The organism is Brochothrix sp., from assembly GCF_017549435.1.
Lineage (GTDB): Bacteria > Bacillota > Bacilli > Lactobacillales > Listeriaceae > Brochothrix > Brochothrix thermosphacta.
The window spans coordinates 1-21,494 of record NZ_JAFYUW010000104.1 but is presented as its reverse complement, the minus strand read 5'-3'; the positions used below and the strand labels follow the sequence as shown (position 1 = coordinate 21,494).

The following is a 21,494-nucleotide window of genomic DNA, read 5'->3' as shown; positions in this document are numbered from 1 at the left end:
TTGCGCAAATTCTTTAAAAGCCCAAGAGCTCGACACTGAACTTTTACCACCTTTTATTGATGTAACACCTAATGGCGTAATTGAAATACTCAATCGCCAGATTGTGGGCTATGGTTACATTAAAGTTTAATTTTCTATAAACAAAAGTGAAGTGCCAATCAAGGTGCTTCACTTTTTTGTGCTATTAATAAGTTTTATCACTCTTATCCAGTTTAAAATTCGAAAATTAACATTTAAAATGCAATTATTTACGACTATAGTACGATGCCTATTCCACTTTTTAAAATTATACTAGTATAGTACTATATAATAAAATATGATTCACTCAAAGGAGACTACTATGACTAAGAAGCAAACAGCTATTATCCTATTTATAATGGCAGCAATTTTAAGCATGACTTATTTTCTGAACAAAGCCGATAACAAAAATACCAGCGCACCCGCTAATGAATCACAATTAAAGAAAGAAAACGCAAGCGCTGATACATCGCCAAAAAATGATTTCCCTCCTAAAGTAACCTTGGTTGAAGCAATTGAAAGTTACCAACAAGAACACCCTGATACAGATATTTCTAGCATTGAACTGGAACAATCATTTAATAAATGGTTCTATACCATTGAAGGGCTTGACGATGAAAAAGAATATGAACTACGCGTCGATGCTCATTCACAAAAAACATCTAAAAAACAGGTGAAAAAACTTGATCGTGATGAAAAAAATGGCATTAAACGTAACGAATCAAAAATAGATACAAGCAAACTTGTCGCACTTACTGAAATTGGAAAAGTCGCTACTGAAAATGCAGCTGGTGAAATCACCGAACTAAGTCTTGAAAAAGAGCTTTCACATACATACTGGACAGTAAAAGTAGAAGAAGGTCTTAACGAAACCGAAGTGAAAATTGATGCCTTCTCCAAAGATGTTCTCGAAATTGAGCAAGATGATTAAATCAATTGGTACCCTTTTTATTAAAATCTAACTACAAACAGTCACTCGTTATAATAAACGGGTGACTGTTTTTCATTTTTCTTATGCAATATGTACTTATAACCACATCTGTCTCTTTTCGCTTTTAATACTAATTTGATACGCCTTCTTACCTAGCGTTTCACCATCTCTTTGCCCCTCTACTGGAACTTCTATCGTCACCTTAATACTTTCAGCTTGATAATGGTGATAGTCCTTGGAAAGCACATGGTGCCCTCCAGACAACATTCTAATGAATAACCACACCAATTTAGCTAATGTTATTTTGGGAACAACGACTAAGTCCAGCAAACCATCACTATTGCTAGCACTTGGAGCAATCGCCACACCCCCACCAAAATAAGGATGATTTGTAATTGTCACCAAAAAGGCTGTATCAAATGTCTTTATTTGACCATCTATACTTAATGTTATCCGATAAGACGCTTGTTTAAAATAGCTTTTTAAAAGTGCAAAAACATACGATAACGTCCCTAATCCCAGTTTATTTAACCACTTTTTCGCGAGTGACTCATTTGCGAGTTTCACAATCATCGCATCAAATCCCAAACCAAGATTATTAATAAAATAACTATCTTCACTACCCATTTGATTCTTATAATGACCTACTTCGATCCATTTAGGTTGCTTGACCGCTAAAATATGAGCCAATGCTTGCAACGGTTTTTTAGGTAAATCCACACTGCGAGCAAAATCATTACCTGATCCGGCAGCAATATAACTTAATGGGATATTGCTATAACGCTTACCCAATGATTGAATCGCTTCATTGAGCGTGCCATCTCCACCAATAATCAACAATAATGGCCGCGCTATTTCCACACCATACTTTTCACAATAATTGTTAATGATGTTTTTCATGTCACCTGCATAATTACTTTCAACGCATTCATACTTTATATTTCGTTCTTTCAAAGCTATTGTTATTTGTTCGCCAACTCTTGCTCCCTTGCCACCACCAGCTGCAGGATTAATTACAAGATAAATACCGTTCTTGTTCACTCTCGCTATCCCCTCCATTATGCTCTTTGTTAATTATACCAAAGCCTTTTTATCAGTGGCAATAAATAAAAAAGCACCTCCAAAGAACGGATACTCGCCTGAGCGAATATCATGTCCTTCAAAGATGCTTTTCACGTATTTCATGTTAAAAACTTAAAATGAATTAAGCTTTTCCGTTTGAACCAAACCATTCGATACGTTGTTCAACTAACTCAGTTACTGCAGTAGTACCTGGAGCTAATAATTTACGAGGGTCAAAGCCTTTACCTTCTAAGTCTTTACCTTCTTCGATGTATTTGCGTGTTGCTGCTGCGAATACTTCTTGACACTCAGTGTTAACGTTGATTTTAGAAACACCTAATGAGATAGCTTTTTTAACTTGCTCAACAGGAATTCCTGAACCACCGTGTAATACTAATGGAATACCATCAGTAATATCAGCGATTGCAGATAAAGTATCGAAGCTTAAGCCAGTCCAGTTTGCAGGGTATGAACCGTGAATGTTACCAATACCAGCTGCTAAGAAATCAATTCCTAAATCAGCGATAGTTTTACATTCTTCTGGAGAAGCTAATTCACCAGTTCCGATAATACCATCTTCTTCGCCACCAATACTACCAACTTCACACTCTACAGAAACGCCTTTAGCGTGTGCTTTTGCAACAACATCTTTAGCTTTTTCTAAGTTTTCTTCAAATGGTAAATGAGAACCATCAAACATTACAGATGTGTAACCAACTTCGATACATTCTAAAGCATCTGCATAATCACCGTGATCTAAGTGAAGAGCAACTGGTACAGTGATACCCATTGAATCGATTAAGTTTTTAACTAAATCCACACATACTTTGTATCCACCCATGTATTTAGCCGCACCCATTGAAGTTTGGATCATTACAGGTGAGTTAGCTGCTTGCGCACCTGATAAGATTGCTTTTGTCCACTCAAGGTTGTTAGTGTTGAAAGCACCTACTGCGTATTGTCCTGCGCGTGCATCTTTTAACATTTGTTCTGCTGATACTAATGCCATAATTGAATTCCTCCTAGTTTATATACATTTCATACTCTTAAATATTACTCCTTATCAAGTAAGAATACAATACCTAATGAGCTTACATTCATATTGTATCAAGTTATCACAAGAATTCCCACAAAATGACGCTTTTTTTTTGAAAATATCTTTAAATTATGACTTTATACCTGAAAAAAAGTCATAACTTTCATATTGTCAGACTTGTATGCGTTATCATAGAGCCACTTCATTTTCAATTAGCATTTTATTTTTTTCATTTCTTTTCAATTTTTTGCTAAATTTCATATAAAAGAGCAGCCCGACTAAACAAGTAATTGTTTCGGTAATCGTCATCGCCCAAACAATACCATGCAAACCAAAATAATGATGACTTACAAATAAAATTGGAATGAAGAGGACACCTTGTAATACTGCTAAGACAGTTGTTGGCACACCTTCTCCCGCTGCTTGGAAGATAGTCATCAATAAACCTGCAACACCGTTAAACAGTGCCGAAACAAGCATTGCTACAATAATATACGTTCCAATTTCAAAGACTGCCGGATCTTGTGTAAAAAGATGCATAATCGGTGCCCGGAAAACGTAAACACTACTGAGGAATAAAACACCAATAGTAATAATAGCGATTAACGCGTGTTTAAAAGTTGTTCTAAAACGTTTCATATTCCCTGCTGCAAGACTATAAGCAATCAATGGCATACAACCCAAAAAGATACCCATTGCTAAAAATTCTGGTAACTGTACAATCCTTAAAGCGACACCAAATCCTGCAACCACACTCTCTCCATATGATAACGCATAATGATTCAGCAATAACGTTGTCACAATCATAAAAGCTGCTTGGAACAATTCAGCGGTTCCTACTTTGTATATTTCCCACTGTTTTGCCCACGATAAGCGCCAACTTTTGAAAAAACCACGTAAATGCTCACTACGTTTTTGCAAATAATAAATATAGTACACTGCCGAAACAAAATTGGCCACGGCTACACCAAGTGCTGCACCCATAACATGTAAATTTAAGCCTAAAATTAATAGTGGATCAAGCGCTAAACTGACCAATGCGCTAATAATCATACCGTTCATCGAAACTTTTGAAGCCCCTTCAGCACGCACAACTTGTTCCAATGTGAAGTTTAAAACAATTGTGAAACCAGTGAGAAACGTTGTGATTGTATAAACGCGTGTATACATCACTGTATCGGCCGTTGTGCCAAGGATTGTGAGTATCGGATTAATAAATATCACAGCTAACACCCCAATGACTAATCCCATAATCACACTCGCATAAACGACATGGCTGGCTACTTGTTTGGCTTCTGTATCCTGCCCTTTTGCAATCAGCCGTGTAATAAACGTGCCGCCTCCCACACCATATAAATTACCAACTGCCATCAAAATAATAAATAATGGTAACCCTAACGTAATAGCCGTTAACATCGCTGTATTATGTAATAACCCGATAAAATAGGCATTTAATAACGTATAGAGTGAGCCAACTGACATCCCTAACATCATTGGTACCGATAAATGACGTATAGCCTTGTTAACTGGTGCTTCTTTTAAATAGTATTCATTACTTTTTTTCACTTTATTTCCCTCCATTTTAAATTCGTCCCCTAATAGTTCGAATTCTATCTTATTTTATTCTAAAAAAATCCCTCTTAAAAAAAGATTAACAACTAATAGTTAGAGTTCTATCTTTATTAAGAGTAAAAAAATACCACAGCTGCTAATAATGCTGTGGATTGGCATTATTCTATGTTTGGTAATGAATCATTTACTTTTGCTAACAAGCGTTTAAATTCTTGCTGCTCTGATTCATTTAACTCTGCAATTAAATCCGCTTCAAGACGTTCAAAATTCCCATGAAATTGATCAATCAAAGCTTTTCCTTTTGGCAAGACATATAATCGTTTTATTCGTTCGTTATCCTTTGGAATAATACGCTCAATATAGCCTTTTTTCTCAAGACCCTGAAGCATACTGGTGATACTAGCACCTCTACGATGAAAAACTTCAGCCAAATCTTTTTGCATAATGCCTTTTTCTTGATGCGCATGGATATAAGCAATCACACGCCCTTGCTGCGCATTCAAACCGAGCTCACTGACTTGTTTATCAGCAGCTACTTTCATTTTCATACTGATGATTCGTATTAAATCCATATAAGGAGTAGCTGACTCTCTTTTTTGTTGATTCATATTTAGACCGCCTTTCGAAAGGTTAGAGTTCTAACTTAAATTAGTTTAACGCTTAGATTTCTAATTGTCAACAAAAAAATCAACTACGCTAACTTTTAAGCGTAGTTGATTCTCATCATTTCATTTAGAATGCGGGTACTAATGTTGCTGAGTGCTCTTTCTCTAAGAAATCGCGGACTTCTTTACTTGTCATTGCTTTTTTCAATGCTTTAATTTTTGCTGAATCTTTATTATCTTCACGTGCGACTAAACTAATTGCAAAACGATCATCCACTTTTTTCTCAAGGAATAATGCATCTTTAGGTGTTAAGTTCAATTTAGCAATATACGTCGGATAGTTATAAACTAAGGCAACATTATCCTCGTCATAGGCTGATGATAAATTAAGTAAATCAACTTGCAACCATTGTAAATCTTTTTTATTTTCAGTCACATCTTTGATTGTGCCATTAAAACCAACGCCATCTTTCAACTTAATTAATCCTTGGTCAGCTAAGATAGCAAGTGCACGTCCTTCATTAGAAACATCATTTGGAATAGCTACTTTAGAGCCTTTTGGGATATCAGCGATGTTTTTATATGATTTTGAATAAAAACCAACTTTAGCATTGTAAATTTTTTGAATAGCTACGAGGTTTGCATCTTTTTCAGAGTTGAATTTTTGCATGTAAGGTTCGTGCTGCGCAAAGTTCGCATCCACTTCTTTATTCTTTAAAAGTTCATTATATTGGATGTTATCATTAACTTGTACTAATTCAATCGTATAACCATCTTTTTTAATTGCTTCTCCAGCTTTTTCAACAACATCGGTCATCGGTGTCATATGTGAAGCTACTTTAATTACTTTATCCTCTTTATCCGTTGTTTTATCAGCTGCCTTGTTCCCACATGCCGCCATTACTACTAATACCAGTGTTAAAATAATCATACCTAACATTTTCTTCTTCATTTTAAATTCCCCCTACTATTTTTTTCGTTTATCTAAGTGTCGCGATAGTGCTGTACCCAATACTTGAATACCAATCACACCGATTACCATAATGGCAATTGTGGTATACATTACGCTGTATTCATAACGTTGATAGCCGTAACGAATGGCAAAATCACCAATACCGCCGCCTCCGACGATACCCATAATGGTTGAATAGGATACCATACTGATAATGACAGATGTTAAGCTTAGAACTAAGCCTGAACGCGCCTCTACGTATAAAAAATTAAAAATTAACTGCCGTTTAGTGGCACCTAAAACATGAGCAAGTTCAATCACTTCCTGTGGAATATCCAACAGGACTTGCTCAACTAGACGCGCATAAAGCGCAATCGCTACAAATGCCAATGGAAAGGCTGCTGCATAAGTCCCAAAAGATGAGCCTACTACCCAACGTGTGACTGGGATGAGTGCGACGACAAATAATAAAAATGGAAATGAGCGCACAACGTTAACATAGTTGTTTAAAACAAACGACCAACCAGGACTTTCTAATACACCATTTCTTCTAGTCAAAAAGATGAATGTTCCTAGCGGCAAACCAATCAGTACCGCTACTAAAACGGCAATTAAAAGCATATAGCCTGTTTCACCAATAGCACGTAACATTTCGGGTTGATAATAAGTGAGTTGTTCGAAGTAAGCTTTCATCTTTTCAATAGCTCCAATGCTCGATTCACGTATGAATCATAGGTCGGTTGTACTTTTTCAGCTGTGACATCTGTTAGCGCAACAAGTTTACCACCATCTAAAACAGCGGCGCGTTGACATAAGCTTTTTATAACGCTGAACTCATGGCTGACAATAATAATTGTCGTTGCAAACGTCGCCTGTACACGTTGTAATACTTTTAAAATTTCAACTGTGTGTTGCTCATCTAGTGCTGATGTGGGTTCATCACATAATAAAACAGTGGGTTCTATCACTAAAGCGCGTGCAATTGCGACCCGTTGTTTTTCCCCACCACTTAATTGACTCGGATAATAATCCGCCTTATCAGTCAAATTGACAAAAGAGAGCATTTGATCGACTTTTTTCATCGCCTGTTTTCCTTGTAACTTCAGAGGTAATGCAATATTTTGGCGTACCGTTTTATTGCTCAACAAATTAAATTGTTGAAAAATCATCCCCGTTTTTTGACGAAACTGACGTTGGGCTTGCTGTGATAATTGCGTTGCATCTATGCCTGAAACAATAACCTTTCCACTACTAGGTTGCTCCAAATGATTAATGAGACGCAACAAGGTTGATTTTCCTGAGCCGCTTTGTCCGACAATCCCAAATACTTCTTGAGGGGCAATTGTCAGGTTAATGTTTTGAAGCGCTTTCACTTCTTTGCCACCTTGTAAAAATACCTTCGTAACATCCGTTAACTCAATCACACGGTCTCCTCATTTCCACAATAACTTCATAAGAACTTTGAATCCTCATAAGAATACCACAGGCACACTTTAATTTTTATAAAAAACTGCGATAAACTGCTATATAACAACGTTTTTGTGTCGTAGAACAGTTTAAAAAAACTGTGCTTTTAGAGTTGAAACCCCTTTAAAACCATCACTTTAAACGTTGCCTATACCACTTTTCACCATAATAGCTCACCACCCGCATTTTTCAGCAGCTGTTTGTATTGCTCATCTGGTTCTTTATTAGTAATAATTGCTTTAAAATCTTCATACTGTGCCAGTTTATAAAAATGAGGTTGCTTAAATTTTGAATCGTCGCATAATAGAATATTTTGTTTTGCTAGTGTTATCATGTGCTTTTTAAAATGTGCTTGATGGTGACTCGCTTCATAAATACCGCCTTCATCCAAACCTCGACAAGAAAATAACGCCAGATCAATGCGAAATGGCAGCACAAAATCAGTTGCGAGTGCACCTACTGTTGAAGCGGAATGCGCTTTCATTTCTCCTCCCACTAAAAACACAGTTATATTTTCCATTTGATTCAAAGTTAACGCCGTTTGCAAACCATTTGTAATCACCACTAGATTATTTTTTTGACTGAGATAAGGACAAATCTGATTCACAGTCGTGCTACTATCTAAAAACAATGATTGGCCGTCAGCGATAAAATCAGCAGCTATATCACAAATATGATTTTTTTCTAAACGCTGTTCTAATGCCCGTTGTTGATAAGAAGGCTCCACATTGCTCACCCCGATAATAGAGACCACCCCATGAAATCGTTTAATTAAACCTTCTTGTTCTAAGAGAACTAAATCTCGACGTAACGTCGCTGTACTAACATGTAATCTTTCGCAGAGTGTTTTTGGAGACAACTGTTTCTTTATTTTTAATAAATCAAGAATTTCTTGTCGTCGTTGTATGTGTGCCATTTCACTTACCTCCCTAATCGGTTCTCACTGTAAGTTTATCATGTTTGAACATTAATGAACGAATATGACGATTTTAGGTACTGTTCTCTGACGAAATGTCGAAACATTGAACATTCGTAGGCAAACGGAATGGTTACATCTATAATCGAACTTATAAACAGCCTCATGTTTATAGATTCTTAAAAAAGGAGTGTTATTGTGGAAAAATACATTTATTCATTTGCTGAAGGTAAAAAAGAAATGAAACAGCTACTAGGTGGAAAAGGTGCGAACCTCGCTGAAATGAAGCGACTTGGTTTGCCAGTTCCTGATGGTTTTACCCTTACAACGACCTGTTGTCTTGCTTATTATGAAAATGGTAAAGTTTTTCCCGACACACTAGGCACCACTATTGCAGAGTCCCTTAAAATATTAGAACAACAGACTCACAAAGGTTTTGGGTCTTTAGAGGCGCCCTTACTTATCTCTGTTAGAAGCGGTTCTGTACGTTCAATGCCAGGCATGATGGATACAATTTTAAATATTGGCTTAAATGATGATACCGTTAAAATGTTAGCCTCTCAAACAGGTGATAAACGCTTTGCCTATGATTGTTATCGCCGATTGATTCAGATGTTTGGTAACGTTGTGTATTCGATTCCAGCAGAAGCGTTTGAAATAGTTTTAACCCATTTAAAAGAGCAAAGAGGTATTCAATTAGATACTGAACTGACAGGTGACGATTTACACTCTTTAACAATTGAATATCAACACATTTTTCGCCAAAAAACCGGTCGTCGCTTCCCGCAAGATCCGATGCAACAACTATTACTGGCAACGCAAGCGGTATTTAATTCATGGTACAACCCGCGCGCAATCACTTATCGTCAGCTAAATAATATTGATGAACACTTAGGTACAGCTGTGACCATTCAAGAAATGGTCTTTGGTAATAACGGTAAGAATAGCGGCACAGGTGTTTGTTTTACTCGCAATCCATCTAATGGTGAAAAAAAATTGTATGGTGAATTTTTGCTTAATGCGCAAGGCGAAGATGTTGTTGCTGGGATCAGAACACCGCAACCAATTAGTGATTTAGCAGTGACGATGCCCACTATTTATACTGAATTCAAGCGTTGTGCTGCGTTATTAGAACAACACTATCAAGAGATGCAAGATATTGAATTTACCATTGATAATGGGCAACTTTACTTCTTACAGACGCGTAATGGTAAACGAACTGCCTCGGCAGCTATTCAAATTTTAATGGACTTTCTTGCAGAAGGATTACTAACGAAAGAGGAAGTGGTTGATAAAGTCACATTTGATATGATGGAACAAGCTTTACACCCCTCTTTTTCCGAAGAAGAACTTGCTGAACATTCACCATTTGCTATCGGTTTGCCAGCTAGCCCCGGTGCTGCTGTTGGTCGTATTTACTTTTCTGCTGAAGCCGCTCAACTAGCCAGCGAAAATGATGAAGCGGTTATCCTCGTTCGTCAAGAAACATCTCCTGAGGACATTACCGGGATGATTGTAAGTGAAGCCATAATCACAAGTCGAGGGGGGATGACAAGTCATGCGGCTGTTGTAGCGCGCGGTATGGGCACACCTTGCGTCGCCGGTTGTCATGATCTCATTATTAATGCTGAAAAACAAACCCTTACACACCCATCAGGCCAGTTGAAAGAAGGTGATTGGTTAGCCGTTGATGGTAGTTCTGGCAAAATTTATACTCATGTTTTTGAATTAACCCAAACGGCGATTACGCCTGCTTTTGAACAGCTAATGGTCTTGTTAACTGATATGAGTGACATCGATGTACGCGCGAATGCGGATACTGCGACGGATCTTCAAACTGCTTTAAGTTTTGGTGCTACAGGTGTTGGTTTAACTCGAACAGAGCATATGTTTTTTGCACCTGAACGGTTAATTGAAATGCGCCGGTTAATTTTAGCAGATACTGCTACCGCACGCGAAATACCACTCAATAAACTGCAACATTTCCAAACGTCTGACTTTGAAGAACTTTTTCGTTGTGCCAACGAGCGCCCCCTTACTATTCGCTTATTAGATCCACCCTATCATGAATTTTTACCACATGATATTTCTGAAAAAAATGCCCTTGCTAAAGCATTGGGCATCAGTAAGACACAGCTAGATCAACGACTTAGCGAATTACAAGAAAGCAACCCAATGATGGGGCATCGTGGGATTCGTTTGGCGATGAGTTACCCTGAAATATATAAAATGCAGGTCACGGCCATCATCAATAGTGCCCTTGTACTTGAAGATGAAGGACTCACTGTTATTCCCGAAATAATGATTCCATTAGTTGGTAGTGTGACGGAATTAAAATGGATGCGTCATTATTTAGAAACAGCAATTACTGAATTGTTAGTCGAAAAAAATAGTCACCTCACCTATAAAATTGGGACAATGATTGAAATACCACGTGCGTGTTTAACTGCTCATGAAATTGCTGATACTGCTGATTTTTTCAGTTTCGGTACCAATGACCTGACACAACTGGTCTATGGCTTTTCACGTGATGATGTCGCTAAGTTTCTGCCGTTATATCTCGAGAAAGGACTGTTACCACACGACCCATTCCAAACAATCGACATTGACGGCGTTGGACAATTAATGAAACAAGCTATTACCTTAGCTAAAAAAGCACAACCACAATTAAAAATTGGTGTGTGTGGCGAACTGGGAGGCGATCCCGAATCTGTTGCCTACTTCCACTCAATCGGTGTCGATTATGTTTCATGTTCACCTTTTCGCGTGCCATTAGCAAAACTTGCTTTAGCTAAAGCGAGAATAGAGGCTGAAACTTTTATCGTTATATAAATTTTGAATACTAATTTTAGTAAAAGCAAAAATTTCAGGTTAGCAACTTAGACAAATGACTATTTCTACAACCTAAAGCCCTCTACTTCTATAGAGGGCTTTCTTATTTATTCTGTAATAATGCGCGCTATTTTCCACTTTCCATCTTCTTTAACCATTTTAACTGTCGCACCACTTACATTTGCCTCGGGATCAAAACGTAATTGAAAAAGTAATGATTGCGCCTTTTCATCACTATCAGTGAACGTAGCTGTTGTTGTTAAATAAGCTGCTTTATCTCGATTATGATCTGGCATTAAATAAAAGATATCTGTTTGAAAATTACCAGCTAACCATTGTGGTACTTCACTCTTCATTTTACTCAACTCATCTTTGGTAACGTAGTCAGAGAGCTTTTCCCCCAGGGTACGCTTAAGAGTTGTCGGATCCAACGTACTAAATTGGGCGTCATTTGCTAGTAATGTACCAAAGCCCTTTAATTGTTTAGCCGCTTCTTGTCGTTCTTTTTTAACGTCAAACGTTGACGTTGACGCTGATGTTGCACACCCAGCGATAACAGTACCAAAAACAAGAAACAATAATAATACGATTCGTTTCATCTTGTTTCACCTCCTATGCCGTCCATACTATCCCTTCATATAAAAAATCATCCCATTACTTTAACCTGGTTACATTTTAAAACAGTTTTTGATCGTAGTCAAATAATAAACTGAATATTCCGCTATTTATTCCAGGCATAAAAAAACACTTTGTATCAATACCACAAAGTGCTTCGTTCTATTATTTAACGATTTAATAACTTTTCGATAACCTCTAAGACACCTTCTGTATCATTATGTGGTGCATGATATTTTGCAGTTTCGCGGACAATATCACTGCCATTTTCCATTGCATAGCTATGGCCAACATGACGAAGCATCTCTAAATCGTTACCACCGTCACCAAATGCTACAATATCATCGGCACGAATTTGCCATTTTTCTTGTAAAACACGCAAACCATTCGCTTTATGTAGTCCTTTAATAATGATATCGATATCGCCATGACCGCTGGTGACTGCCGCTATTTTTTCACCAAATTTCTCATTGATAATCGCCATGATTGTCGTTGTTTCTGTGTCAGGTACATTCAAAGCGAACTTGAAAAAGACATCTTCGGGCAATTCTTTGAACGTAGGTACAACATCAAGACGGTGATAGTATTGCTGTGCTTCTTCAATCAATTCTGGAAGAAATTTTGTTTCGACATAGGCACTTTGGCGACCGCATAAAATAGTTCGTACATCAGGAATTGTTTCTAGAAATACTAAAATATCCTGAATGAGTGATTCTTGCATTTTACCGCATAATAACTCTTCATCTTCACTAATCACTAATGCGCCATTTTCTGCAACAAATGAAATGTCGCTCGCTATTTCAGGGAAAAAGGATTTCAATTGATAATATTGGTTACCGCTGGCAACAACAAATTTTACATCTTGTTCCTGCATTTTCGTGTATAACTGAGCAAAACGCTCACGGTTATACTCTTTTGTGGAACTTAAAAAAGTCCCATCCATATCTACTGCTATCATCTTCACCACTTAAATCACACTCCTGTTTTATTTAATCACATTATCTGAAAATAAATTTTAAAAGCAACTGTGTTAAATTAAAGCGTTTACTATTTCAGTATAAAGATGAAAAGTTGTGATTGCAAAATATTATCTTTTTAAAAGCTTACATATTATATCGTTAAAATACAATTGCTACCTAAAGCATCTATTTCCATTTTCACTTTTATTGTAATTTTTTAAGATGAGCCATTGTAATCGTTTACAAAATGATTTATGATGTACTTGAATCGATTCAAGTTTTGTTATAAACTAAAAGAAAGAAGGAATTTATATGTCTTTTTCTGATAAGTTGAGCACACGCTTAATGCCACTCGCCTCTAAAATGGCCAATCAACGTCATTTAGTAGCAATAAGAGATAGTTTCATTGATATTATGCCTATAATCATGGTTAATTCACTCTTTATTTTAATGAATGCACTCGTGTTTACGAATGTTTCAATTAACAAAAAATGGATTGATTTAACACCTCTATCCGATTTATCAACAATGGTTAATAATGGTACAATGGGTTTTATGTCTATTTTCCTAACATTTCTGATTGGATATCGCTTAGCAACACATTATATTGGAATTTCAAAAATAGAAGCTAAATATTTTAATCCCATCCATGCAGGTATATTAAGCGTTGCACTTGCCTTAATCATGTTTCCGTTAATTAATACTGTCACACCTGTTGGAACTGAAAATTCAGTAGAAGTTGCAGGTGCCTATATGCAGACCTTAACTTCTTCTGGAGGAATGTTTGTTGGAATAATTGCAGCATTGCTTGGAACCGAACTGTTAATGCGTATTTGTCAAAATAAAAAATTACGAATCAGTATGCCTGATGGAGTTCCACCTGCTGTATCCGATTCATTCAATTCATTGATTCCGGAAGCAATTGTCATTATTATCTTCGCAGTAACTACTTTTAGCTTTGTTAAATTAACAGGAATGACAATTCCTGATGTTGTAACTCAATTGATTTCAAGTCCATTACAGTTTGCGATGCAATCACCGATTGGATTGTTTACAGTCGAACTGTTCACACAAGTATTTTGGTTCTTTGGTTTACATGGTCAAAACATTGTATCTTCAGTGACCTCACCACCGATGTTGATTGCCATCCAACAAAATATGGATGCTTTTGCAGCTGGTTTACCAATACCTAATATTGTAACTAATCCTTGGATTGGAATGTATACCTTATTTGGTGGAACCGGCGCAATTTTACCCTTCTTGATTGCTATTTTTATTGGTTCAAAACAAAAAAACTATCGTCAAGTTGGTAAAATTGGTCTACTGCCAAGTGTTTTTAATATTTCTGAACCTATAATGTTTGGATTGCCAGTTGTCATGAATCCATTTTTCGTCATCCCGTTTATTTCTGTACCACTCATAAACTTGGCAATTGCCTATCCCTTAACAGTGATGGGGCTTGTTGCTAAAAGTGTTGTTATCCCACCTTGGACGTTGCCACCCATTTTAACAGCTTGGGTAACAACAGCTGGTGATGTTCCTGCAACCTTATTAGCTGCAGCCTTGTTTATTTTAGATATTTTCATTTACCTTCCCTTTGTGTTAGCAAGTAATAAAATGATTTCAAAATTAGCTGAAAAAGAATAAATTTGAAAAGAAGGTGTGCCTATGGCAACTATTCAGGAAGTCGCAAAGTATGCTGGTGTTTCAGTCGGTAGTGTCTCTCGTTATTTAAATGGTCATAAACTGCGCCCCGACAACACTAAAAAAATTGAAGAAGCTATTCATGCATTAGACTATAAGGAAAACTTTTTTGCCAAAGGGTTAAAAAGTAATGAGACTCATTCTATAGGTCTTTTAATGAACAATATGCAAAGTAATTTTAGCGCTTCACTTGTTGCTCGCATTGATGATGTATTGGAGAAAGAAGGCTATACAATTTTACTGTCTAACTATCGTGATGATCCTAACAGAATTGAACAAAAGATTGCTTTTTTTAAATCACGTGCAGTGGATGCCTTAATTATCGTTGGTGCAGAACAATCATGGCCACAATTAGAATGTTTGAAGAATTGTGATATTCCTGTTATTTCCATTATTACACCACTAGATTACTCACAAACTGATAGTATCATTGTCGATAACCGTGCCAGTACAGAAAAAGTTATCTCTAGAATGCTATCATTATCACATGAACGAATTGGCGTCATTGTTGCACCCCAAACAGACTATGTGGCAAGAGAAAGGTTTCTGGGCATTCTTGATGCATTTGAAACCCAAAATAAACTTTTGTCTGAAAGTAATATTTATTATGGCGATTATTCAAAAGATAGTGGCAAACGTGGTATGGCTTATCTCTTATCTCAGGAGGTTTCAGCAGTTTTTGTTTGTAATTACAATATGTCGCTCGGCGCATTACAAACGATTCATGAAAAACAATTAGTGATTGGTAAGGATATATCATTCGCAAGTTATGACTACTTTGATGCTAGTGATATTTTTTATCCAAAACTAACCGTTATAAAACAACCTATTAAAGAAATTGGTACACTGGCTGTTGAACGTTTGTTAGAAAAAATTAGAAATAAAAATCAATTACAAGGACAAATATTCACGCTCAAGAACGATGTTTTATGGCGTGATTCTATCATTAAAAATCCAACGAAAAGCGAGTGATACGATGAGTGATATCCGTGCAGATATTGAAGAAAACATTGAGTCATCACAGGAAAAATATGAAGACTTAAAACCTGAACTCTCTAGTAAAATAGAATGGTTTAAAGATCAAAAAATCGGTGTTATTTTTCATTGGGGGCTTTATTCAGAAGCTGGTATCGTTGAATCTTGGCAATTATCGGCGGAAGACAATTGGGCTCGTAAAAAACCATGGCGTAATGACCTAACTACGTTAAGACATGATTATTGGCAGTTGAATAAAAACTTCAATCCGCTTCAATTCGATCCAAATAGTTGGGCGAAACAAGTGAAAGATGCTGGATTCAAATATATGCTGTTCACAACTAAGCATCATGACGGTTTTAATATGTATGACACCCAATTATCACCCTATAAAGTAACGCATAAGGACAGCCCTTTCGCTAACAATCAAAATGCTGACATCTTCAAAGCTATCACAAATGCTTTTAGAGCTGAAGACATCTCAGTCGGTGCTTATTATTCAAAACCTGACTGGCATTCGCCATATTATTGGGAACCAGGTTCATCACCGATAGGTCGCTATGCAAGTTATAGTCCTTTAGATAAACCTACAACATGGCAAAAATTCAATAACTTTGTTTCCGGTCAACTTAACGAAATCTGTCAAAATTATGGTGATATTGATATTTTATGGTTGGATGGCGGTTGGGTTAATAGTGATAATAATGAATATTTAGATATGGCAAAAATTGTGCCACAACTGCGTAAACATCAGCCTGCATTATTGGTTGTTGATCGTACAATTGGTGGCGAATTCGAAAACTATGTTACACCTGAACGTAAAATACCCGAAGAATTACCAAACAAAGCTTGGGAAAGTAATATCCCTTTAGCTAAGAACTGGGGTTATGTTCCCAATGATATTTATAAACCTTTTTCAGAAATTTTGGAAACACTCATTAAGATTGTTTCTCTTGGTGGTAACGTTATTTTAGGCATTGGTCCAAAACCCGATGGTACGCTTCCCCAAGAAGCACAAAATATCATGAGTCAACTAGGTAAGTGGCTCGCTATATATGGTGAAGGAATTTATGACACACGTCCTTATAAAATCACTACAATCGGGAATTGGTATTTTACGAAAAAACAGAATTACCTTTTTGCTTATTTAATGCCACATGAGCATGACATCACTTTGAACACCTTAGACTTACAAAGTGAGCAGCCTGTTCATTCTTGTGAAAATCTAGCAACTGGAACTAATATTCCACTCCATAAGAACACTTTAACACTCCCCGCTTCAACGACAGTAACAGCAATAAAAATAAAATTTTAAAATGTGAGGATGATTATTAATGATAAATTTTCCAAAGAACTTTTTATGGGGAGCAGCAGCTTCCGCACCGCAAACAGAAGGACATTCACTTTCAAATGGTAAAACAGCCTCAACTTGGGATGAATGGTACGTGCAAAATCCAGAAAAATTCCAACCGGGTCAAGGGCCTGCAACAACGTCTAATGTCTATGAGCTATATGCCGACGATGTTAAACGTATGCAAGCAATTGGAATGAATTCTTACCGTACATCGATTTCATGGACACGTCTTTTACCTGATGGCAAAAATGTTAATCCCGAAGCTGTTAGTTTTTACCGTGATTACTTTACTAAATTAAACGAAGCTGGAGTGACACCTATCATTAACCTCTTCCATTTCGACATGCCTTGGTGGCTGATGGAAAAAGGCGGTTGGGAAAACCGTGAATCTGTTGATGCTTTTGGTTTTTATGCCAAAACAGCTTTCGAATTATTCGGTGACTTAGTACAACGTTGGACAACATTCAATGAGCCTGTTGTTCATATTGAATGTGGCTATCTCTATGGTTACCACTACCCTGATGTTGTCGATTTCAAAAAGGCTATCCAAGTGGGTTATCATACATTAATGGCGCACGTTGCAGCCGTTGAAGCTTTAAAAGCAAGTAATTGTGACGGCCAAATCGGTATCATTTTAAATATATCGCCCACTTATGCTCGCAGTGAATCACCTGAAGACCAACGTGCTAAAGAAATTGCTGATTTATTAAACGGTAAAAGTTTCTTAGACCCTTGTGCTCTTGGTACAATTCCTGTTGGTTTAAAAGAAGTACTTGCTGAGAATGATTTATTGCCAATTACAGCAGAAAATGACAGCGTACGAATCGCTAACAATACCGTTGACTTTTTAGGGTTAAACTATTACCAACCGCGACGTGTGCAAGCGCCTGAAAACCCACAAACACCCGCTTTAACACCTGCTGATTTTTATGCACCTTATGATTGGCCAGAAAAGAAAATGAATATTTACCGCGGATGGGAAATTTACCCTGAGGCTATTTATGATATGGCAATGATGATTAAAGACGAATATGGTAACATTCCTTGGTATGTCGCTGAAAATGGAATGGGCGTTGCCAATGAAGAACGCTTTCTCAATGAAGATGGTATGATTGAAGATGATTATCGTATTGAGTTTATGCAAGATCATTTGCAACAATTACACAATGCTATTGAAAAAGGCAGCAATTGTTTTGGCTATCATACGTGGACATTTGTGGATTGTTGGTCTTGGTTAAACGGCTATACAAACCGTTATGGTTTTTATCGCGTTGACTTAGATAACAATTATGCCCGCTCTATGAAGAAAAGTGGCCTTTGGTTTAAAGCCTTAAGTGAAAATAACGGGTTTAATAAATAAAGGCACGCTCAAGCCGTTCAGAACTGAAGAGATTGGAAAAGAATGATTAGCGATTATTTTTATCGCTATGAGTCTCTTTGAAATCTCACAAGTTTTGACTTGAAGTGCTAGATATAAATAAAAGCAAAACCAAACGTAGAGCTACGAAGAAATTGGAATAACTAACAGCAAAACCAAACGTTCAGCTTAAAATAAATTAGAGAGAACACTATCTTGACGTAATTTGTCAGGATAGTGTTTTTGAAATTTTCAGAGGAGTTATTTGCCTTTCACTGGGATAAATTAAAAGTCGTTTGATTTTTTGTGAGGCTGTTATTTTATGTTTTATAGATGAAAAATATTAATCTAGTTAAAGTGATTAAAAATAAATAACTTGGCTATAAGAAATATTCGGTGCAACTTTGCTTCATAAATGATACTATTTATAAGAGTGAAAAATTTAGAGGATTACATATATAAGGAGAAGATGAAATGAATCAGCAAGAAAACTTTTGGCTTGATTTACCAAAGCCGTTTTTTATATTAGCACCAATGGAAGATGTTACCGATGTGGTTTTCCGTCATGTTGTGAGTGAAGCAGGTCGACCAGATGTATTTTTTACAGAGTTTACAAATACGGAAAGTTATTGTCATCCCAAAGGTAAAGAAAGCGTTCGTGGACGCCTTACTTTTACAGAAGATGAACAGCCTCTTGTTGCACATATTTGGGGTAATAAACCAGAATTATTTGCCGAAATGAGTATCGGAATGAAAGAAATGGGCTTCAAAGGCGTTGACCTTAACATGGGTTGCCCCGTTGCTAACGTTGCTTCTAAAGGCAAAGGCTCTGGCTTAATTAACCATCCTGATACCGCCGCTGAAATCATTCAGGCTGCTAAAAAAGGTGGTTTACCTGTTAGTGTTAAAACTCGTTTAGGCTATTTGGACATTGCAGAATGGCGCGGTTGGTTAGGTCATGTATTAGAACAAGACATCGCTAACCTTACTATCCATTTACGCACACGTAAAGAAATGAGTAAAGTTGATGCTCACTACGAAATTATCCCTGAAATCAAAAAATTACGTGATGAAATTGCACCTCACACATTATTAACAATTAACGGTGATATTGCGGATCGTGAAGCTGGACTCAAACTTGTTGAAAAGTATGGTGTTGATGGTGTCATGATTGGTCGAGGTGTTTTCACCAATCCATTTGCTTTTGAAAAAGAACCAACAGAACATACACCAGAAGAATTCCTTAAATTATTACTTCTACAAGTCGATTTATACGATCAATACTCTACTGAAGCACAGCCGCGACCTTTCACGCACCTGCACCGTTTCTTTAAAATATATGTTCGTGATTTTAGTGGTGCGGCTGAATTAAGAAATTCCTTGATGAATACAAAATCAACAGATGCTGTACGTGAACTTGTGAACAATGCCTTAAAAAATGGATTAGCCTAAACATTAAAGCCCACACAATCATTAACAGATTGTGTGGGCTTTTCTTCTATTATAATTTAGCAGTGACAGATTCGATAAACTGACGCACAAAGGCTTGTTCTTCTTCATTAAATCCTTCTGCCAAGCTTTGTTGATAAGCCCCTAAATGAGCATCAACAGCCTCGCAATTTTGTTGACCTTTAGGTGTCAAAGTCACACGCTTCACTCGCTTATCTTCACCTTGTACTCCAGTAACATAACCATATTCATCTAATTTTTGTACCACCTTACTAATTGTCGGTTTCTCAACATCTTGATGCTTAGCAATTTCACTAATGGTGTGAGGTCCATTGCTATAGATATAATAAAGAACAGACCATTGTGCATATGAAACATTTAAACTTTCTAAACGCTCATTTAATCGTTTAATATACAGACGTTGCATTTTAGTAAATGCTAAAAACAATTGACGATGTTCGCTCATGTTATCCTCCTATTTTTTATCCTATTTATGTCTTTCGTTAGTTTCACTAACTAATTGTTAACTTTATTATTGCGCGTGCTCAGGAGGTTGTCAAGTGAGATTATCCTATAATGCAATTGATTAACGAAATATATGCTAAACTTAAATAGAAACGATTATTATATTTAACAGGAGGAAACTTTATGCATAATAAAAAGAAAAACACACCAACAATCACGTTAAAGGATGGTCTTCAAAAAGCTGAGATTGGGGATTTTCATACCTCTAACAACAGATCTAACAGTGGTGGTAACTGGAAAGTAACGGGCTTAATCATTATTATACTTTTGCTAGGATTTACTGCTTATCGCCTTTTTATTGGCTAATTTTATACTCTGACAGAGACATTTGGTGATAAAACACCGCTATTTCCTGTTAATATCAAACGGTTTGTTTTTTTATCGCGTATAAGTTGCATCTCTTCTTCCATAAAGGTTAGACTAAATTTATTTGTGTATACCTCGGGATGATTACTATCTAATTGAATAGTATAGTCAGCAATAGGCTGCTCAGAAAGTTCAATCATAAACAAACCTGCATCACTACACGAACAGCTATTCAATGATTCATACGTATAAAAAAGATTTATTACTTGGTTTTTACCACTCTCCAAAATACTATTTTGGCCTGACTCTTTAATTTCTAAATACATCCTTATCACCTCTTCTATTATAGTGATAAGTATACGCCCTCTCTTAATAAAAAGCACATTTTAACGATTTTAGTTTTTATATAAAACGACAACAATTCCAAAGATAGAAAGATTACTATTATTGCTCGTATAAATAACCAAATAATACGGTGAAATACTTATCGATAAAAAGAATAATTCATCAAAAAACAAGCAATAGAGGTCCTCTGACAAACAATTATAATATCTTACTATTAATAAGGAGGCTTTCACTATCACTAAAAAAACACTAACAATAAGAGTTATTTTATTCGTATTAATTTCAGCATATCTTTATTTAGTTCCTTTTTATAAATACGAAGCCTATCGTGCGATTGACAATTATATCAAGGAACAAAACATTTCAAAAAGCGTAACCGTAGAAAAAATGGCATTAGAAAAAAACTGGAAATATGGTTGGTACTCATGCACAGTTCATTTTTCTGATGATCCTGATGTCGATTACACTTATATGTACTCACGTTCTTATGATGCTGGTCAAACCGGTGTTCATT

At 36.5% G+C, this 21,494-nt stretch carries 21 protein-coding genes; 9 read left to right on the top strand and 12 right to left on the bottom strand.

The annotated features are described in order from the left end of the window. Positions 1 to 340: 340 nt before the first annotated feature. Positions 341 to 949 (top strand): PepSY domain-containing protein, encoded by a 609-nt coding sequence (locus IKV95_RS06940; RefSeq protein ID WP_183108538.1) that lies wholly within the window; start codon positions 341 to 343, stop codon positions 947 to 949. Positions 950 to 1,045: 96 nt separating this feature from the next. Here IKV95_RS06940 and IKV95_RS06935 read toward each other — a convergent pair whose 3' ends face one another. The 8 genes from IKV95_RS06935 to IKV95_RS06900 all read right to left on the bottom strand — a co-directional run bounded on the left by IKV95_RS06935 (position 1,046) and on the right by IKV95_RS06900 (position 8,559). Beyond that, positions 1,046 to 1,990, bottom strand: a complete 945-nt coding sequence (locus IKV95_RS06935) for a diacylglycerol/lipid kinase family protein (protein WP_157759384.1) — start codon at positions 1,988 to 1,990, stop codon at positions 1,046 to 1,048. 163 nt (positions 1,991 to 2,153) lie between these two features. Beyond that, positions 2,154 to 3,020, bottom strand: a complete 867-nt coding sequence (locus IKV95_RS06930) for a class II fructose-bisphosphate aldolase (protein WP_029090752.1) — start codon at positions 3,018 to 3,020, stop codon at positions 2,154 to 2,156. Between the two features lie 216 nt (positions 3,021 to 3,236). Beyond that, positions 3,237 to 4,613, bottom strand: a complete 1,377-nt coding sequence (locus tag IKV95_RS06925; protein WP_244878642.1) for an MATE family efflux transporter — start codon at positions 4,611 to 4,613, stop codon at positions 3,237 to 3,239. A gap of 164 nt (positions 4,614 to 4,777) precedes the next feature. Further along, on the bottom strand, positions 4,778 to 5,227 hold the full coding sequence (locus IKV95_RS06920; protein ID WP_029090754.1) for a MarR family winged helix-turn-helix transcriptional regulator: 450 nt from the start codon (positions 5,225 to 5,227) through the stop codon (positions 4,778 to 4,780). 124 nt (positions 5,228 to 5,351) lie between these two features. Further along, positions 5,352 to 6,176 (bottom strand): MetQ/NlpA family ABC transporter substrate-binding protein, encoded by an 825-nt coding sequence (locus IKV95_RS06915; protein WP_029090755.1) that lies wholly within the window; start codon positions 6,174 to 6,176, stop codon positions 5,352 to 5,354. Between the two features lie 15 nt (positions 6,177 to 6,191). Then, positions 6,192 to 6,869, bottom strand: a complete 678-nt coding sequence (locus IKV95_RS06910; RefSeq protein WP_029090756.1) for a methionine ABC transporter permease — start codon at positions 6,867 to 6,869, stop codon at positions 6,192 to 6,194. Further along, complete coding sequence (locus tag IKV95_RS06905) at positions 6,866 to 7,600, bottom strand: methionine ABC transporter ATP-binding protein (protein ID WP_069136558.1); 735 nt, start codon at positions 7,598 to 7,600, stop codon at positions 6,866 to 6,868. The genes IKV95_RS06910 and IKV95_RS06905 overlap by 4 nt, the downstream gene beginning before the upstream one ends. A gap of 203 nt (positions 7,601 to 7,803) precedes the next feature. Next, positions 7,804 to 8,559 carry a DeoR/GlpR family DNA-binding transcription regulator gene (locus tag IKV95_RS06900; RefSeq protein ID WP_029090758.1) on the bottom strand — a complete coding sequence of 252 codons (756 nt, stop codon included), beginning with the start codon at positions 8,557 to 8,559 and terminating at the stop codon, positions 7,804 to 7,806. Between the two features lie 198 nt (positions 8,560 to 8,757). Between IKV95_RS06900 and ppdK the strand changes: the two genes are divergently transcribed. Continuing rightward, a complete protein-coding gene (ppdK, locus tag IKV95_RS06895; RefSeq protein ID WP_287451557.1) occupies positions 8,758 to 11,391 on the top strand; it encodes a pyruvate, phosphate dikinase in 2,634 nt (877 codons plus the stop codon). Positions 11,392 to 11,498: 107 nt separating this feature from the next. Here the strand turns inward: ppdK and IKV95_RS06890 are convergent, their stop codons facing one another. Beyond that, positions 11,499 to 11,990, bottom strand: coding sequence for a DUF3828 domain-containing protein (locus tag IKV95_RS06890; protein WP_029090759.1), 492 nt, complete (start codon positions 11,988 to 11,990; stop codon positions 11,499 to 11,501). Between the two features lie 185 nt (positions 11,991 to 12,175). Then, a complete protein-coding gene (locus tag IKV95_RS06885; RefSeq protein WP_069129617.1) occupies positions 12,176 to 12,964 on the bottom strand; it encodes a Cof-type HAD-IIB family hydrolase in 789 nt (262 codons plus the stop codon). Positions 12,965 to 13,277: 313 nt separating this feature from the next. Between IKV95_RS06885 and IKV95_RS06880 the strand changes: the two genes are divergently transcribed. The 5 genes from IKV95_RS06880 to IKV95_RS06860 all read left to right on the top strand — a co-directional run bounded on the left by IKV95_RS06880 (position 13,278) and on the right by IKV95_RS06860 (position 19,807). Then, positions 13,278 to 14,612 carry a PTS sugar transporter subunit IIC gene (locus tag IKV95_RS06880; RefSeq protein WP_069125770.1) on the top strand — a complete coding sequence of 445 codons (1,335 nt, stop codon included), beginning with the start codon at positions 13,278 to 13,280 and terminating at the stop codon, positions 14,610 to 14,612. Positions 14,613 to 14,633: 21 nt separating this feature from the next. Continuing rightward, the gene (locus IKV95_RS06875; RefSeq protein WP_287451555.1) at positions 14,634 to 15,641 is read left to right on the top strand and encodes a LacI family DNA-binding transcriptional regulator; all 1,008 of its coding nucleotides are present in this window, start codon (positions 14,634 to 14,636) and stop codon (positions 15,639 to 15,641) included. Beyond that, positions 15,604 to 16,959, top strand: a complete 1,356-nt coding sequence (locus tag IKV95_RS06870) for an alpha-L-fucosidase (RefSeq protein WP_220709447.1) — start codon at positions 15,604 to 15,606, stop codon at positions 16,957 to 16,959. The genes IKV95_RS06875 and IKV95_RS06870 overlap by 38 nt, the downstream gene beginning before the upstream one ends. 19 nt (positions 16,960 to 16,978) lie before the next feature. After that, positions 16,979 to 18,358 (top strand): glycoside hydrolase family 1 protein, encoded by a 1,380-nt coding sequence (locus IKV95_RS06865; RefSeq protein ID WP_119945655.1) that lies wholly within the window; start codon positions 16,979 to 16,981, stop codon positions 18,356 to 18,358. 471 nt (positions 18,359 to 18,829) lie between these two features. Next, positions 18,830 to 19,807, top strand: a complete 978-nt coding sequence (locus tag IKV95_RS06860; RefSeq protein WP_029090763.1) for a tRNA dihydrouridine synthase — start codon at positions 18,830 to 18,832, stop codon at positions 19,805 to 19,807. A 49-nt stretch (positions 19,808 to 19,856) separates the two neighbouring features. Here the strand turns inward: IKV95_RS06860 and IKV95_RS06855 are convergent, their stop codons facing one another. Continuing rightward, entirely contained in the window at positions 19,857 to 20,270 is a 414-nt protein-coding gene (locus IKV95_RS06855) for a MarR family winged helix-turn-helix transcriptional regulator (protein ID WP_029090764.1), read from the bottom strand. A gap of 182 nt (positions 20,271 to 20,452) precedes the next feature. Here IKV95_RS06855 and IKV95_RS06850 point away from each other — a divergent pair, with 182 nt between their 5' ends. After that, entirely contained in the window at positions 20,453 to 20,635 is a 183-nt protein-coding gene (locus tag IKV95_RS06850; RefSeq protein ID WP_069118510.1) for a hypothetical protein, read from the top strand. Positions 20,636 to 20,637: 2 nt separating this feature from the next. Here IKV95_RS06850 and IKV95_RS06845 read toward each other — a convergent pair whose 3' ends face one another. Next, complete coding sequence (locus tag IKV95_RS06845) at positions 20,638 to 20,961, bottom strand: iron-sulfur cluster biosynthesis family protein (RefSeq protein WP_069125774.1); 324 nt, start codon at positions 20,959 to 20,961, stop codon at positions 20,638 to 20,640. Positions 20,962 to 21,193: 232 nt separating this feature from the next. Here IKV95_RS06845 and IKV95_RS11190 point away from each other — a divergent pair. Beyond that, positions 21,194 to 21,494: DUF3139 domain-containing protein (locus tag IKV95_RS11190; protein ID WP_353734608.1), on the top strand; the 301-nt coding region annotated here is incomplete at its 3' end.

Excerpts from the sequence above, each read along its gene's own strand:
- IKV95_RS06940 (WP_183108538.1), top strand. The coding sequence starts at position 341 with ATGACTAAGAAGCAAACAGCTATTATCCTATTTATAATGGCAGCAATT.
- IKV95_RS06930 (WP_029090752.1), bottom strand. The coding sequence starts at position 3,020 with ATGGCATTAGTATCAGCAGAACAAATGTTAAAAGATGCACGCGCAGGA.
- IKV95_RS06920 (WP_029090754.1), bottom strand. The coding sequence starts at position 5,227 with ATGAATCAACAAAAAAGAGAGTCAGCTACTCCTTATATGGATTTAATA.
- IKV95_RS06915 (WP_029090755.1), bottom strand. The coding sequence starts at position 6,176 with ATGAAGAAGAAAATGTTAGGTATGATTATTTTAACACTGGTATTAGTA.
- IKV95_RS06910 (WP_029090756.1), bottom strand. The coding sequence starts at position 6,869 with ATGAAAGCTTACTTCGAACAACTCACTTATTATCAACCCGAAATGTTA.
- IKV95_RS06900 (WP_029090758.1), bottom strand. The coding sequence starts at position 8,559 with ATGGCACACATACAACGACGACAAGAAATTCTTGATTTATTAAAAATA.
- IKV95_RS06890 (WP_029090759.1), bottom strand. The coding sequence starts at position 11,990 with ATGAAACGAATCGTATTATTATTGTTTCTTGTTTTTGGTACTGTTATC.
- IKV95_RS06885 (WP_069129617.1), bottom strand. The coding sequence starts at position 12,964 with ATGATAGCAGTAGATATGGATGGGACTTTTTTAAGTTCCACAAAAGAG.
- IKV95_RS06880 (WP_069125770.1), top strand. The coding sequence starts at position 13,278 with ATGTCTTTTTCTGATAAGTTGAGCACACGCTTAATGCCACTCGCCTCT.
- IKV95_RS06875 (WP_287451555.1), top strand. The coding sequence starts at position 14,634 with ATGGCAACTATTCAGGAAGTCGCAAAGTATGCTGGTGTTTCAGTCGGT.
- IKV95_RS06865 (WP_119945655.1), top strand. The coding sequence starts at position 16,979 with ATGATAAATTTTCCAAAGAACTTTTTATGGGGAGCAGCAGCTTCCGCA.
- IKV95_RS06860 (WP_029090763.1), top strand. The coding sequence starts at position 18,830 with ATGAATCAGCAAGAAAACTTTTGGCTTGATTTACCAAAGCCGTTTTTT.
- IKV95_RS06855 (WP_029090764.1), bottom strand. The coding sequence starts at position 20,270 with ATGAGCGAACATCGTCAATTGTTTTTAGCATTTACTAAAATGCAACGT.
- IKV95_RS06850 (WP_069118510.1), top strand. The coding sequence starts at position 20,453 with ATGCATAATAAAAAGAAAAACACACCAACAATCACGTTAAAGGATGGT.
- IKV95_RS06845 (WP_069125774.1), bottom strand. The coding sequence starts at position 20,961 with ATGTATTTAGAAATTAAAGAGTCAGGCCAAAATAGTATTTTGGAGAGT.